Consider the following 12,946-nt stretch of genomic DNA (forward strand, 5'->3'; position numbering starts at 1 on the left):
GCCGCCGGGGGTGGCCGGCGGCCCGGGCCGCGTCGCGGGTGGGTCAGGGGGTGGGGGTTTTGCGGGTGTGGAGGAAGAGGGCGGTGGTGAGGGTGCCGGCGAGGACGAGGGCGGTGTTGACGAGGACGGCGAGGGTGACGCCGTCGAGGACGGTGGTGTGGGTGGCGTGGGTGGTGATCTGGGTGGTGGCGATGGCGCTCATGATGGGGGTGCCCATGGTGATGCCGATCTGCTGGGTCATGGTGGCCAGTCCGGTGGCCATGCCCTGTTCGTGGTCGGGCAGGCCGGAGGTGGCGGTGACCATGAAGCCGACGATGACGAGCATGTTGCCGATGCCGCCGAGGAAGGTGGCGGTGAGCAGGACGGCCATGGAGGTGCGGGTGTCGCCGAGGGTGAGCAGGGCGGCGGTGGCGGCGGCTTGGAGGAGGCCGCCGGTGATGAGGGTGGCCTTGGTGCCGATGCGGGCGATGACCTTGGCGGCGAGGGAGCCGCCGATGACGGTGCCGATGCCCAGGACGCCGAAGGAGAGGCCGGCGGCCAGGGGGGAGAAGTCGAGGACTTCCTGGAGGTAGAGGGTCATCAGGAAGACGAGGGAGGTCTCGGTGAGGAAGGCGATGAGGCCGGCGATGTTGCCCCAGATGACGGTGGGGCGCTTGAGGATGGTGACGGGGACCAGGGGTGCGGGGGCCTTGCTCTCGACGAGGTAGAAGGCGATGAGGAGCAGGAGGCCGGCGGCCAGGGAGATCAGGGCGGTGGGGTCGCTCCAGCCGTTCTCGCCGGCGCGGGTGAGGCCGAAGACGAGGGCGAGCAGGCCGAGGGTGACGGTGAGGGCGCCGGGGATGTCGAGGCGGGGGCGCTGGTCGGGGCGGGATTCCTTGATGACGCCGGGGGCGATGAGCAGGACGGCGAGGGCGACGGGGACGTTGATGAAGAACGACCAGCGCCAGGACAGGAGGTCGGTCAGGACGCCGCCGAGGATGGCGCCGGTGGTGAAGCCGGCGGACATGAGGGCGCCGTTGAGTCCGAGGGCCTTGTCGCGCAGGGGGCCTTCGGGGAAGGAGGTGGTCAGCAGGGACAGGCCGGCGGGGGTGACGGCGGCGGTGGCCAGGCCCTGGGCGATGCGGGCGGCGATCAGGATGCCCGGGGAGGTGGCCAGGCCGCCCACCAGGGAGGACAGGCCGAGCAGGGCCAGGCCCGCGAGGAACAGGCGCCGGCGTCCGAAGAGGTCGGCGACGCGGCCGAAGAACAGGGTGAACCCGGCGGCGCACAGCGCGAACGACGTCGCGATCCACTGCAGGTTCGACAGGGAGAACCCGAGGCCCTTGCCGATCACCGGCAGGGCCACGTTCAGGATCGAGAAGTCCACCGCGAGCATGAACTGCGCGACCAGCAGCACCACCAGCAGCAGCCGCAGGCGCCCCGTCATCCGTGCCGGTGGCGACCCCGCCCCCCGCACCCCGCCCGAAACCGACGCCTCATCAACTACCGACATCACACACTCCTCATCCATCGTTTCTCTTCATCTGTCGGGCTTCCCCGCCCCCGTGTTCCGGGAGGGGAGGCCCCTGCCGCGTCCGGCCGCTACGGCGACGGGGCGCGGCGCATTCTGGCCGCGAATTCCTGCCAGGCTTTCGCGCATTCGAGGGCCGCGAGGGCGACCGTTTCGGTCCGGTGGGCCGGAACCGATTCCGCGAGGCGGTCCCACTGGTGGGGCAGGTGCGTTTCGAGCATGCGCAGCAGCAGGCGTCCGGTCTCGGTCTGGCGCAGGGAGGGGTCGTTGCGCAGGCTGGTGAGGACCCGGCCCAGGTCGGCGGGGGGCCCGGCGGCGGGGCCGGGCGCCTTCCCGGCGTCCTCGCGCGGGCGGGCCCTGGACGCCCGGGCGCCGGCGCCTCTTCGCCCGCGGGCCCGCGGCAGCGGGTCCTCGCCGCGCTCCAGGCGGGCCCGGACGTCGCGCACGGTGCCGGGCGAGATCCCGGCCTGGCGGGCGATCTCGCGCAGGGACGCCTGCGGGGTGGCCGCGATCAGCCGGCTGGCCGCCAGGCGCCCGGCGGTGCTGTCCAGCGGCCTGACCCTGCCGTCCTGGCCCACCCGGGCCCGCGGTGCGAGGTTCCCGGCGCCGGCGCGGCGCCGCAGGGCGGCCACGGTCTTCGAGGAGAGCCCGGCGACGGAGGCGATGGCGCGGTCCGACCACTGGGGGTGGGAGATCATGATGCGGGCCGCGGCCGCGGCCCGCTCGGCGAGGGTCAGCGGCAGGCCGTGGCGGCAGTTGGAGCGGACGGCGACGACGAAGGCGTCCTCCGGCGTCCCGTCGAAGAACAGCACCTCCACCAGCGCCCGCTCCTGGAGGATGGCGGCGCGCAGCCGGTGCATCCCGTCGATGACGCGCATCGTGGCGCGGTGCACCAGGATCGGGGGGAGGTTCCCGTCCAGTGCGCCGAGGGCGCGGGCGTGGTCCAGGTTCTCCCCCGACATGCGCGGCGAGTCGGCGGGCAGGAGCATGCCGATCGGCACCCGTTGCACGCCCTGGTCCTCCGCTTCGGGCGGCCGGCCCGCGTCGCCGCCGGAGGCGGGCAGGGTGTCGGCTTGGACGGTGTCCATGGTCGGGCGCACCTCCTGGGGTACCGGTCGTCGCGGAAGCCGGCGGTGTGGGTGGATCGGCCGGGTCGCCACCGAGATTACGTAACGATCGTTCGGTTTTCTTGGTCGCGCGGGACTCCCGCGGCGATCTGGGCAAGTCGCCCCGGGCGGGGCCCGGTTGCGCAACCGGGGAGTTCCCCGGTTGCGCAACCGGGGTCAGTGGGCGGGTGCGAGGACGTCGGCGGCCATGAACTCCCGCAGCCAGGTGCGGAACTCCGGGCCCAGGTCCTCCCGCTCCCAGGCGATGCGGACGGTGGCCTTGAGGTAGTCGGAGCGGTCGCCGGTGTCGTAGCGCCGGCCGGAGAAGACGACGCCGTGCACCGGGCCGCCCTCGTTGGTGTGGGCCAGTTCGCGCAGGGCGTCGGTGAGTTGGATCTCGCCGCCGCGGCCGGGCTCGGTGCGGCGCAGGACCTCGAAGACCGCCGGGTCCAGCACGTAGCGGCCGATCACCGCGTAGTTGCTCGGGGCGGTGCCGGGCGCGGGCTTCTCCACCAGGTCGGTGACCTGGACGGTGTCGCCGTCGCGGTCGTGGCGCACGACGGCGCAGCCGTAGAGGTGGATCTGGGAGGGGTCGACCTCCATCAGGGCGACGACGCTGCCGCCGTGCTGCTCGCGGACCTCGATCATCCGGCTCAGCAGGGGGTCGCGGGGGTCGATGAGGTCGTCGCCGAGCAGGACGGCGAAGGGTTCCGAGCCGACGTGGGGGGCCGCGCACAGGACGGCGTGTCCCAGGCCCCGGGGGTCGCCCTGGCGCACGTAGTGGATGTCCGCGAGTTCGGTGGGGGCGCAGACCCGGGCGAGGCGGTCGGTGTCGCCCTTTCTGAGCAGTTCGGCCTCGAGTTCGTAGTTGCGGTCGAAATGGTCCTCCAGCGGGCGCTTGTTGCGGCCGGTGACCATGAGGACGTCGGATATCCCCGAGGCGACGGCCTCTTCGACGACGTACTGGATCGCGGGTTTGTCCACCACCGGGAGCATTTCTTTCGGGGTGGCTTTGGTGGCCGGCAGGAACCGTGTTCCGAGACCGGCGACGGGTACCACTGCCTTGACTATGCGGGCAGACGTGGAGGTCATGGCCAGAAAGCTATTCGACCGGTATTGCGCGGGGAAGAATATGCCGTCGGGGCAACGCGACTTGGGCATTTTCCGGCTGATCTGGCACGGGCCGCCCGGGCCCGTCTAGACTTTGCTGGCCCCTGCGGTGCGCGGATCGGGGGGCCGGCGATCGGGGGGCGGGCGGACGTGGCGTCAGGGGCGGTCGACAGGAGCGGGTACGCCGTGGCGCCCGGGGCCGCGGCGGAGCTGGCCGCCCTGGCGGCGCGGCTGTGCGCGGTGATGGACGCGACCACCAGCGAGCGGATCGCCGAGCACGGGCTGACCCGTGCCGACTTCGACGTGCTGGCGGCGCTGCGCGGGGCGGGGCCCGGTCACCGGCTGCGGCCGATGGACCTGTCGGCGCTGTGCCGGCTGTCCTCCGGGGGGACGAGCAACGTCCTGCGGCGGATGACGGAGTCGGGCTACGTGGTGCGTGAGGCGGACCTGCGCGACGGGCGCAGTTCGTGGGCGCAGTTGACGGTGGAGGGGCTGCGGGTGGTCGGGGCGGTGCAGGAGGGGGTGGACGCGGTGCACGCGCGGGTGCTGCGCCGGCTTCCGCCCGGGGTGGTGGACGCGTTGTCGGCGTTGCTCGCGCAGGCCGTCGACGCCCTGGAGTCGCCGCAGTGGTGAGCGGTGCGCGCCGCCGCGCCCGCGCCCCCGCCGGCCCGGGCCGGCGGGGGCGCGGGCGCGGCGGGGTCAGGCGCGGGTGGGGCGGCGGGTGCTCAGCGCGGCGATGACGTCGAGCAGCCGCCCGGCCTGCGGGACGCCCTCGGTGCGCCATGGTCCGATGGCGATGGTGGGGACGGTGTGGACGCGCAGGGCGCGGCGGGTGTGCTGCTGGGAGTCGTGGTGGTCGAGGGCGGCCTGCGGGGAGAGGATGCGGGCGCGGAACTCCTCGGGGTCCAGGCCGAGGCCGGCGGCGGTGGCGGTGAGTTCGGCGGGGTCGGAGATGTCGCGGCCGTGGTGGAAGTGCGCGTCGAAGACGCGGGTGTCCCAGGCTTCTTGGAGGCCGTGTTCCCGGGCGTAGCGGTGTCCGTGCATGGCGAGGGCGGTGCGGGGCAGGGCGATGGCGGGGACGGGGCCGAAGCGGATGCCGAGCCGCTCGGCCATGGGCAGGACGGAGTTCTCCCAGACGTGTTCGGGGTAGTCGGTCTTGCCGGTGGGCGGTACGCCGTTCTCGTGGAGTTCGTAGGGGTGCCAGCGGACGTCGGCCGGTGTCCGGGCGGTGACGTCGTCGATGACTTTGCGGGTCATCACGGAGAAGGGGCAGATGTAGTCGAACCAGATGTCGATGATGGGTTTGGTGGCGGTCAGTTCCATGGGGTGTCATCTCCGGGGGGCCGGTGCGGCGGCCATGCCGCGGGGTCGAGGAGCCGTTCGACGTCTTCCAGCGGTATGTGCAGCCAGTGCGGGCGGTTGCGGGCTTCGTAGGCGCTCTCGTAGACGGCTTTGGCGAGGATGTGGGCGCGCAGCGGTGCGGGGGTGTCGCGGGGGTCGTGGCCGGTGGCCAGGGCGTAGCCGTCGCAGAAGGCGTGCTGGCTGTCCCGGGCCCAGCGGCGCAGGTCCCGCGGGTCGGCGGGGCCGGGTTGCCAGGCGGCGTGGTGGGCGGCGTAGTCGAAGGAGCGGAGCATGCCGGCGATGTCGGCGAGCGGGGGGCGGGGGGCGGTGCGCTCGGCCATCGGGGCGGAGGGTTCCCCTTCGAAGTCGATGAGCTGCCAGGTGCGGCCGCAGCGGACGAGCTGGCCGAGGTGGAGGTCGCCGTGGACGCGTTGGAGGGTGGTGGCGGGGGTGGGGTCGGCGGCCTGGGCGTAGGCGTGGCGCAGGGCGGTTTCGTGGCGGGCCAGTTCGGGGACGGCGCGCAGGGCGTCCTCCAGTGCGGTGAGCAGGCGCGCGGTGAGGCGGGCGGCTTCGCCGGGGGTGGGGCGGCGGGTGCCGAAGGCGGCGGCGAGGCGGGTGTGGACGGCGCCGGTGGCTGTTCCCATGGCGTGGGCGTCGCGGGCGAAGGACTGTCCGGGTCGGGTTCGGAGGTGGTGCAGGGCGGCGGTCCATCCGTCGACGGCGTCGGGCAGGTAGCTCTGCAGGACGGCGTAGGTGACGGGGGCTTCGCCGAGGTGGCCGTGGAGGACGGCGTGCAGGGGCGGGGTGAGGGGCGGGCCGGGGTGGCCGGCCAGGGCGCGGCGCAGTTCGACCTCGGGGTTGGGGCCGGTGTGCAGGCGGCGGAAGCACTTGAGGAGGTAGCGGTCGTCGATGACGACGGAGGTGTTGCTCTGTTCGGCGGTGAGGAGTCTGCTGGTGGCGGGCGGGCCGGCGGGGGGCCGGTGGCCGGGGGTGGTGTTCTCGGCGCGCAGGGCGAGGGGGGTGGGGGCGCCGTCTGGGGCCGGCGGCGCGAGGAGGTCGCGGACGAGCGCGTGGTCGGCGAGGGCGTCGTGGACGACGGTGTCGCCGATGACGGCGATGGGGGGCGGGTCCTGGGGGCGGGGGCCGGGCAGGGCGGGGCGGATGCCGATGGGCACCTGGTAGTGCTCGGGGGCGCCCGCGTCGGCGAAGTGGGCGCGGGCCACCAGGAGGAGTCCGCGGGCCGGGCCGCGGCGGGGGCCGGGCGGGCCGCCGAAGGGGTGCGCGGCGATGACGGACACGTGGTCGAGGGGGCGGGTCCTTCCCGCGTACCAGCGTTGTGAGGGCAGCCAGGCGGTGAGGGCCCGTTCCGTGGCGGCGCGCTCGAAGGGCAGGGGCTGGCCGCTCACCGGGGCTCCTCCTGGGGGCAGACGCAGAACCAGTAGAAGCCGTGGCCGGGCAGGCTGAGCTGGTAGGGGCGGCCGCCGATGGCGGGGAAGGCGGCGCCTCCGGTGACCTCGACGGGGACGATGCCGCGGTGGGCGCGCAGTTCCAGTTCGACGGGCTGGGGGCGGGAGGAGAGGTTGTTGACGCACAGCACGGTGGAGGTGGTGGCGTCGTCGCGGGTGTGGCGGCGCAGGTAGGCGAGGACGGCGGGGTTGGAGGAGGGGATCTCCTCGAACTCGCCGAGGCCGAAGGCGGGGTGGCGGCGGCGGGCGGCCAGCAGGCGGCGGGTGCGGTGCAGCAGGGAGGCGTTGTTGTCCCGCTGGCTCTCGACGTTGATCGCCTGGTAGCCGTAGACGGGGTCCATGACGGGGGGCAGGCCGAGCCGGCCGGGGTCGGCGCGGGAGAAGCCGGCGTTGCGGTCGGGGGTCCACTGCATGGGGGTGCGCACGGCGTCGCGGTCGCCGAGCCAGATGTTGTCGCCCATGCCGATCTCGTCGCCGTAGTAGAGGACCGGGGAGCCGGGCAGGGAGAGCAGCAGGGCGGTGAGCAGTTCGATCTGGCGGTGGTCGTTGCCCAGCAGCGGGGCGAGGCGCCGGCGGATGCCGACGTTGGCGCGCATCCGCGGTTCCTGGGCGTACTGGGCGTACATGTAGTCGCGTTCCTCGTCGGTGACCATCTCCAGGGTCAGTTCGTCGTGGTTGCGCAGGAAGATCGCCCACTGGCAGCCGGCCGGGATCTTGGGGGTGGCGGCGAGGATCTCGGAGACGGGGTACCTGGACTCCTTGCGCACGGCCATGAAGATGCGCGGCATCAGCGGGAAGTGGAACGCCATGTGGCACTCGTCGCCGCCGCGCTCGTGGTCGCCGAAGTAGTCGGCGACGTCCTCGGGCCACTGGTTGGCCTCGGCGAGCAGGACGCGTCCGGGGTACTCCCGGTCGACGAGCGCGCGGACCTCCTTGAGGAGGTCGTGGGTCTCGGGGAGGTTCTCGCAGTTGGTGCCCTCGCGGGTGTAGAGGTAGGGGACGGCGTCGAGGCGGAAGCCGTCGATCCCGAGGTCGAGCCAGAACCGCAGGACGTCCAGCATGGCTTCGCGGACGGCCGGGTTGTCGTAGTTGAGGTCCGGCTGGTGGGAGAAGAAGCGGTGCCAGAAGTACTGCTTGCGGACGGGGTCGTACGTCCAGTTGGAGGTCTCGGTGTCGACGAAGATGATCCGGGCGTCGGGGTAGCGGCTGTCGTCGTCGGCCCAGGTGTAGAAGTCGCCGTAGGGGCCGTCGGGGTCCTGCCGGGAGGCCTGGAACCAGGGGTGCTGGTCGCTGGTGTGGTTCATGACCATGTCGGTGATGACGCGCATGCCGCGCTGGTGGGCGGCGGTGACCAGGGCGGTGAAGTCCTCGAGCGTGCCGGACTCCGGCAGGACGGACTTGTAGTCGGAGACGTCGTAGCCGCCGTCGCGCAGCGGGGAGGCGAAGAAGGGCGGCAGCCAGAGGCAGTCGACGCCGAGCCACTGCAGGTAGTCCAGCCGGGCGGTCAGGCCGCGCAGGTCGCCGACGCCGTCGCCGTCGCTGTCCTGGAAGGAGCGGACCAGTACCTCGTAGAAGACCGCTGTCTTGAACCAGTCGGGTGCCGCGCCGAGGCCGCCGGGCGGGGCCGCCCGCCGGGCGTCGGCGGGGCGGCGGACGGGGGCGGGGCGGCGGACGGGGGCGGGGCGGCGGACGGGGGCGGCGGACGGGGTGCGGTCCGTGCTCACGTGTTCCTCCAGGTGAAGACGCGCCGCGGCGCGGCCGGCGGCCGGGTCGGTCGCCGGCGCCGGCCGGCCGGGGTGGCGCGGGGCGGGGGTGGCGCGGGGCGGGGTTCAGTTCGGCGAGGCGTGGCCGGCGGGGCCGGGGGGCGCGGCGGGATGCGGGCGCGGCGGCGCGGGGCGGGGGCGGGGGCGGGCCCAGCGGCGCAGGGCGGGGATCTCCACCAGGGTGTGCAGCAGCCAGGCCAGGGCGAGGCTGACGGCGAGTGCCGCGAGTACGAGGAGGGCGGCCACCGGGGTGGACCAGCCGCGGTCGGCGCCCAGCGCCCGGTGGCCGTAGCCGAGCACCAGCCGGTGCACCAGGTACAGGGCGAAGGACAGTTCGCCGAGCCGCACCACCGGGCGGGCGGCGAGCCAGCCGCGGCGCCCGGTACGGTCGGCGTGGGCGAGTGCCGCGACCAGCAGGGCGATCGGCACGACGGTGGCGGCCGCCAGGCCGTAGAGGTAGGGCACCCGGGTCGCCGCCGCGTACCCGGCGGCGGCGAGGGCGGTGGCGGGCAGCGGCCGCAGGCCGATCCACTTCCCCTCGCGCACGACCCTGGCCATCACCGCTCCCAGGACGAACTCCAGGGCGCGCACCGGCGGCAGCACGTAGACGAACCAGTACTGGTGGAGGGTGACGGTGCCGTCCGGCATCGTCAGCACCGGGCCGCCGGGCAGCAGGTGCCCGGCCAGCGGCGGCACGCACACGACGGCCGCGGCCAGCGCCCCCGCCCACCACCACAGCCGGCCGGCCCTGATGCGGCACAGCGCGCGCCACATCGGCGGGAAGGACAGGTAGAACAGCAGCTCGCAGGAGAGCGACCAGCTCACCGGGTTCCCGCTGACGAAGATCTCCGGCTGCGGGAACCAGGCCTGCGCGAGCAGCAGGTTGGGCACCACCTCGGCCCAGGTGAGGCCGGTGCCGCCCGCCACGAGCAGGGCCATCGCCGTCAGGGTGGTGACGAGATGGGCCGGGTGGATCCTGGCGATCCTGCGCCGGCGGAAACCGGGCCGCGCCCCGTGCGGGCCCGCGGACCAGGCCAGCACGAAGCCGCTCAGCACGAAGAAGAACGAGACGCCCGCCCAGCCGGCCTTCCCGAGGAGGGCGGCCAGGACCCCGGCGGTGCCCCGGTCGGCGAACAGCCCCTCGGAGGAGGCGTGGAAGGCGAGCACGAGGAGGGCGGCGAGAAACCGCGTTCCGGTCAGTGACGGCAATCGCTCCGGTGGGGCGGCTGCGGGTGCCATGAAGGGGCGCTCCTCGGCTGCGGGCGGCGGTTGGCAGCGCTGCGCACTGCGGGCGTCCCAGAACACCAGAACGAACGCCGGGGGCGGCCGCGGGGCGGGGCTTTCGCGGCGACTGGGGCAACTTGGGAGAGTCGCCGCGATCGTGCCCGCGGTCATTGCCCGCTCCCGGGGCAGGGGTTTGACTCGGTGGCGTCCCCAGCCCCCGGCCCGCGGCCCGCCGCCGGCGGCCGCGCCGACGGGACAGCCCTCGTCCTTACGTCACAGGGGAGACATCCGTGTCCAAACGCGTCCTGGTGGTGCTGTCCGAATTCGGGTACTGGGGGGAGGAACTCGTCGGGCCGCTCGACGTGTTCGACGCGCGCGGCTACCGGACGGCGTTCATCACCCCGACCGGCAAGCGCCCCCAGGCGCTGCCCCCCAGCCTCGACTCCGAGTACATCGACCCGCCGCTGGGCCGGGCGGTCACCACCCGCGACATGGCCCGCCGGGCCCGCGCCATGGACGACTCCAGCCGGCTCGACAACCCGCTCAGCCTCGCCGAGATGCTCCCGGAGCGCCCCTACTACAGCGCGCTCAACCACCTGCGCGACCTGGAGGAGTACAACCGCCGGCTCGGCGCGGCGACCGGCGAGCTGCTCGCCAGCTTCGACGCGATGGTCGTGGTGGGCGGCAGCGGTCCGATCGTCGACCTGGCCAACAACGAGCGCCTGCACGAGCTGATCCTGGCGTTCGTCGCGGCCGGCAAGCCCATCCTCGCCGAGTGCTACGGCGTCGCCGCGCTCGCCTTCGCCCGCGACGCGGAGTCCCGCGCCAGCCTGCTGCGGGGCAAGCACGTCACCGGCCACCCCAAGGAGTACGACTACAAGGACGGCACCGGCTTCGTCGGCGTCGAGTTCAACATGGGCCCCCCGCCGTACCCGCTGGAGTACATCCTGCGCGACGCCACCGGCCCCGACGGCGCCTTCCACGGCAACGTCGGCAAGGAGACCTCCGTCGTCGTCGACTTCCCCTTCGTGACCGCCCGCTCCACCCCGGACTCCGTCCTCGCCGGCGAACTCCTCGCCGAGGTGCTGGAGAACGGCCTGCGCCGCTTCGGCTGGTAGCCGAAGCGGCCGGCACAGTCCCCGGTCCGCGACCCCGAGGAGCCACCATGCCCGCAAGGCCCGGCAAGGCCGCCCTGTTCGAGCAGTTCGCCGCCGACGGCATCACCCACATGTTCGGCAACCCCGGGACCGTCGAGCAGGGCTTCCTCGACCTCGCCGGCGCCGGCGCCACCCGCTACGTCCTGGCCCTGCACGAGAGCGTCGCGGTGGCCATGGCCGACGGCTACGCCCGGGCCGCGCAGCGCCCCTCGGTGGTCCAGCTGCACAGCGGCGTCGGGCTCGGCAACGCGGCCGGCATGCTCTACCAGGCCAAGCGCGGCGGCTCGCCGCTGGTCGCCCTGGTCGGGGAGGCCGGCGTGCGCTACGACGCGATGGACGCCCAGATGGCGGCGGACCTGGTGGCGATGGCCGCCCCGGTCACCAAGTACGCCACCCGCGTACTCGACCCCTCCTCCGTCCTGCGGGTGCTGCGCCGCGCGGTGAAGATCGCGATGACGCCGCCGCGCGGACCGGTCCTGGTGGTCCTGCCCGCCGACGTCCTCGACCAGGACACCGCCGAGAGCGCCGTCGCCACCCTCGTGCCGTCCCTGCGCGCCGTCCCGGAGCCCGCCGCCGTGGCCGAGGCCGCCCGCCTGCTGACCTCGGGCACCGCCCCGCTGGTCCTGATGGGCGACGGGATCGCCGCGAGCGGCGCCCAGCGCCAGCTGACCGCCGTCGCCGAGCGGCTGGGCGCGCCGGTGTGGGGCGTGAACTCCTCCGAGGTCAACTTCGACACCACGCACCCGCTGTTCGCCGGCAACCTCGGCCACATGTCCGGCGCCGACAGCGCCCGGGTGGTGGGCGGCGCCGACACCGTCCTGATCGCGGGCACCTACGTGTTCCCCGAGGTCTTCCCCAGCCTCGCGAACCCCTTCGCGCCGGGCGCCCGCATCGTGCACATCGACGCCGACGCGTACGAGATCGCGAAGAACTTCCCCGTCGACCTCGGCCTGGCCGGCGACCCCGCGCTCGCCCTCGGCGCGCTGGGCGCCGAACTGGCGTCCCGCGGCGGCGCCGCCCCGGCCCGGCCCGCCGCCCCGCGGCGACCGCACGGCCCGCACGGCCCGCACGGCCCGCACGGCCGGGACGGCCAGCAGGGGCGGGACGGCCGGGACGGCCAGCACGGCCAGCACGGCCGGGACGGCCGGCAGGGCCGGGAGGGGCTGATGGAGGCGTTCGCCCGGGAGCTGGCGGCGCGGGCCCCGGCGAACCTCGCCGTCTTCGACGAGGCGCTCACCGCCTCCCCCGCGCTGACCCGCCACCTGCCGCCGCGGGTGCCCGGCACCTACTTCCAGACCCGCGGCGGATCACTGGGCGTCGGCATCCCCGGAGCGATCGGCGTCAAACTGGCCCGCCCGGACCTCCAGGTGGTCGGGTTCACCGGGGACGGCGCCAGCATGTACACCGTCCAGGCCCTGTGGACCGCGGCCCGCTACGGCGTCAGCGCCGGATTCGTCGTCTGCAACAACCGCCGCTACCGGCTGCTGGACCTGAACATCGAACGGTACTGGCAGGAGCAGGGCATCGCCCCGCACGCCTACCCGGACGCCTTCGACCTGTCGCGCCCCGAGATCCGCTTCGCGGACCTGGCCCGCTCGCTCGGCGTCGCCGGGCAGCGGGTCGACGCGCCGGAACAGGTCGGGCCGGCCGTCCACGCGATGCTCACCCACGACGGGCCGTACCTGGTGGACCTCGTGACCGGATGAGAGACCGCCCCGCCCGCCCGACCGGCCGCCCGCCCGACTCCCCCGACCAACCGCCCGCCCGACCCCGCGACCGACCGCCCGACCAGCCGAAGGAGCACCGCGCCATGCCCACGCCCCAGATTCAGCAGCAGCTCAGCGAGGCCGCCGTACGCCGGCTCGTGGAGGACTGGTACCGCGCGCTGGACCGGCACGACCCCGTCGAGGACGTCCTGCCCCACCTGGCCGCCGACGGCCTGGTCATGCGCTTTCCCGAGGGCACCGCGCACGGGCACGAGGGCTTCCGCTCCTGGTACGACGCGGTGACGCACCGGTTCTTCGACGAGGCGCACACCGTGCTCACCGTGGACGTCGAGGAGATCCGCGCCGCCTCCGCCGAGGTGCGGGTCCTCGTCAACTGGCAGACCAGGACGTGGAAGGCGCCGGACGCCACCAGCACCTGGCTGGGCTTCGACGCCCACCAGAGCTGGAGCGTCGTCCTGGAGGACGGCACCCCCCGCATCCGCGCCTACACCGTCGACTCCCTGACTCCGATGCCCGGCTCCGCCGGGCTCTGAGAGCCGCCG

11 protein-coding genes are annotated in these 12,946 nt (G+C 74.2%); 4 read left to right on the top strand and 7 right to left on the bottom strand.

Annotated elements, in window-relative coordinates; genetic code table 11:
* Positions 1-43 precede the first annotated feature (43 nt).
* The 3 genes from KSE_RS00400 to galU form a co-directional block, all read right to left on the bottom strand.
* The gene (locus tag KSE_RS00400) at positions 44-1,492 is read right to left on the bottom strand and encodes an MFS transporter (protein ID WP_014133242.1); all 1,449 of its coding nucleotides are present in this window, start codon (positions 1,490-1,492) and stop codon (positions 44-46) included.
* A gap of 89 nt (positions 1,493-1,581) precedes the next feature.
* On the bottom strand, positions 1,582-2,598 hold the full coding sequence (locus KSE_RS00405) for a ParB/RepB/Spo0J family partition protein (RefSeq protein WP_014133256.1): 1,017 nt from the start codon (positions 2,596-2,598) through the stop codon (positions 1,582-1,584).
* A 195-nt stretch (positions 2,599-2,793) separates the two neighbouring features.
* The gene (gene galU, locus KSE_RS00410; protein WP_014133257.1) at positions 2,794-3,708 is read right to left on the bottom strand and encodes a UTP--glucose-1-phosphate uridylyltransferase GalU; all 915 of its coding nucleotides are present in this window, start codon (positions 3,706-3,708) and stop codon (positions 2,794-2,796) included.
* A 204-nt stretch (positions 3,709-3,912) separates the two neighbouring features.
* Between galU and KSE_RS00415 the strand changes: the two genes are divergently transcribed.
* Entirely contained in the window at positions 3,913-4,359 is a 447-nt protein-coding gene (locus KSE_RS00415; RefSeq protein WP_051055074.1) for a MarR family winged helix-turn-helix transcriptional regulator, read from the top strand.
* 66 nt (positions 4,360-4,425) lie between these two features.
* On the opposite strand, the gene KSE_RS00420 is transcribed toward KSE_RS00415, so the two are convergent.
* The 4 genes from KSE_RS00420 to KSE_RS00435 all read right to left on the bottom strand — a co-directional run bounded on the left by KSE_RS00420 (position 4,426) and on the right by KSE_RS00435 (position 9,535).
* Positions 4,426-5,049 (bottom strand): DsbA family oxidoreductase, encoded by a 624-nt coding sequence (locus KSE_RS00420; RefSeq protein ID WP_014133259.1) that lies wholly within the window; start codon positions 5,047-5,049, stop codon positions 4,426-4,428.
* The gene (locus KSE_RS00425; protein WP_014133260.1) at positions 5,040-6,473 is read right to left on the bottom strand and encodes a maltokinase N-terminal cap-like domain-containing protein; all 1,434 of its coding nucleotides are present in this window, start codon (positions 6,471-6,473) and stop codon (positions 5,040-5,042) included. Before KSE_RS00425 ends, KSE_RS00420 begins: the two co-directional genes overlap by 10 nt.
* Positions 6,470-8,257: a maltose alpha-D-glucosyltransferase gene (gene treS / locus KSE_RS00430; protein ID WP_014133261.1), complete on the bottom strand. Its 1,788-nt coding sequence runs from the start codon at positions 8,255-8,257 to the stop codon at positions 6,470-6,472. The genes KSE_RS00425 and treS overlap by 4 nt, the downstream gene beginning before the upstream one ends.
* Before the next feature lie 105 nt (positions 8,258-8,362).
* On the bottom strand, positions 8,363-9,535 hold the full coding sequence (locus KSE_RS00435; RefSeq protein WP_014133262.1) for an acyltransferase family protein: 1,173 nt from the start codon (positions 9,533-9,535) through the stop codon (positions 8,363-8,365).
* A 275-nt stretch (positions 9,536-9,810) separates the two neighbouring features.
* Here KSE_RS00435 and KSE_RS00440 point away from each other — a divergent pair, with 275 nt between their 5' ends.
* The 3 genes from KSE_RS00440 to KSE_RS00450 all read left to right on the top strand — a co-directional run bounded on the left by KSE_RS00440 (position 9,811) and on the right by KSE_RS00450 (position 12,937).
* Positions 9,811-10,638 carry a type 1 glutamine amidotransferase domain-containing protein gene (locus KSE_RS00440; RefSeq protein WP_014133263.1) on the top strand — a complete coding sequence of 276 codons (828 nt, stop codon included), beginning with the start codon at positions 9,811-9,813 and terminating at the stop codon, positions 10,636-10,638.
* Positions 10,639-10,685: 47 nt separating this feature from the next.
* Positions 10,686-12,383, top strand: coding sequence for a thiamine pyrophosphate-binding protein (locus KSE_RS00445; RefSeq protein ID WP_014133264.1), 1,698 nt, complete (start codon positions 10,686-10,688; stop codon positions 12,381-12,383).
* A gap of 104 nt (positions 12,384-12,487) precedes the next feature.
* A complete protein-coding gene (locus tag KSE_RS00450) occupies positions 12,488-12,937 on the top strand; it encodes a nuclear transport factor 2 family protein (protein WP_014133265.1) in 450 nt (149 codons plus the stop codon).
* Positions 12,938-12,946 lie beyond the last annotated feature (9 nt).

It is taken from the genome of Kitasatospora setae KM-6054, assembly GCF_000269985.1.
In the GTDB taxonomy this organism is placed as follows: Bacteria; Actinomycetota; Actinomycetes; order Streptomycetales; family Streptomycetaceae; genus Kitasatospora; species Kitasatospora setae.

Excerpts from the sequence above, each read along its gene's own strand:
- galU (WP_014133257.1), bottom strand. The coding sequence starts at position 3,708 with ATGACCTCCACGTCTGCCCGCATAGTCAAGGCAGTGGTACCCGTCGCC.
- KSE_RS00405 (WP_014133256.1), bottom strand. The coding sequence starts at position 2,598 with ATGGACACCGTCCAAGCCGACACCCTGCCCGCCTCCGGCGGCGACGCG.
- KSE_RS00400 (WP_014133242.1), bottom strand. The coding sequence starts at position 1,492 with ATGTCGGTAGTTGATGAGGCGTCGGTTTCGGGCGGGGTGCGGGGGGCG.
- KSE_RS00420 (WP_014133259.1), bottom strand. The coding sequence starts at position 5,049 with ATGGAACTGACCGCCACCAAACCCATCATCGACATCTGGTTCGACTAC.
- KSE_RS00445 (WP_014133264.1), top strand. The coding sequence starts at position 10,686 with ATGCCCGCAAGGCCCGGCAAGGCCGCCCTGTTCGAGCAGTTCGCCGCC.
- KSE_RS00450 (WP_014133265.1), top strand. The coding sequence starts at position 12,488 with ATGCCCACGCCCCAGATTCAGCAGCAGCTCAGCGAGGCCGCCGTACGC.
- KSE_RS00435 (WP_014133262.1), bottom strand. The coding sequence starts at position 9,535 with ATGGCACCCGCAGCCGCCCCACCGGAGCGATTGCCGTCACTGACCGGA.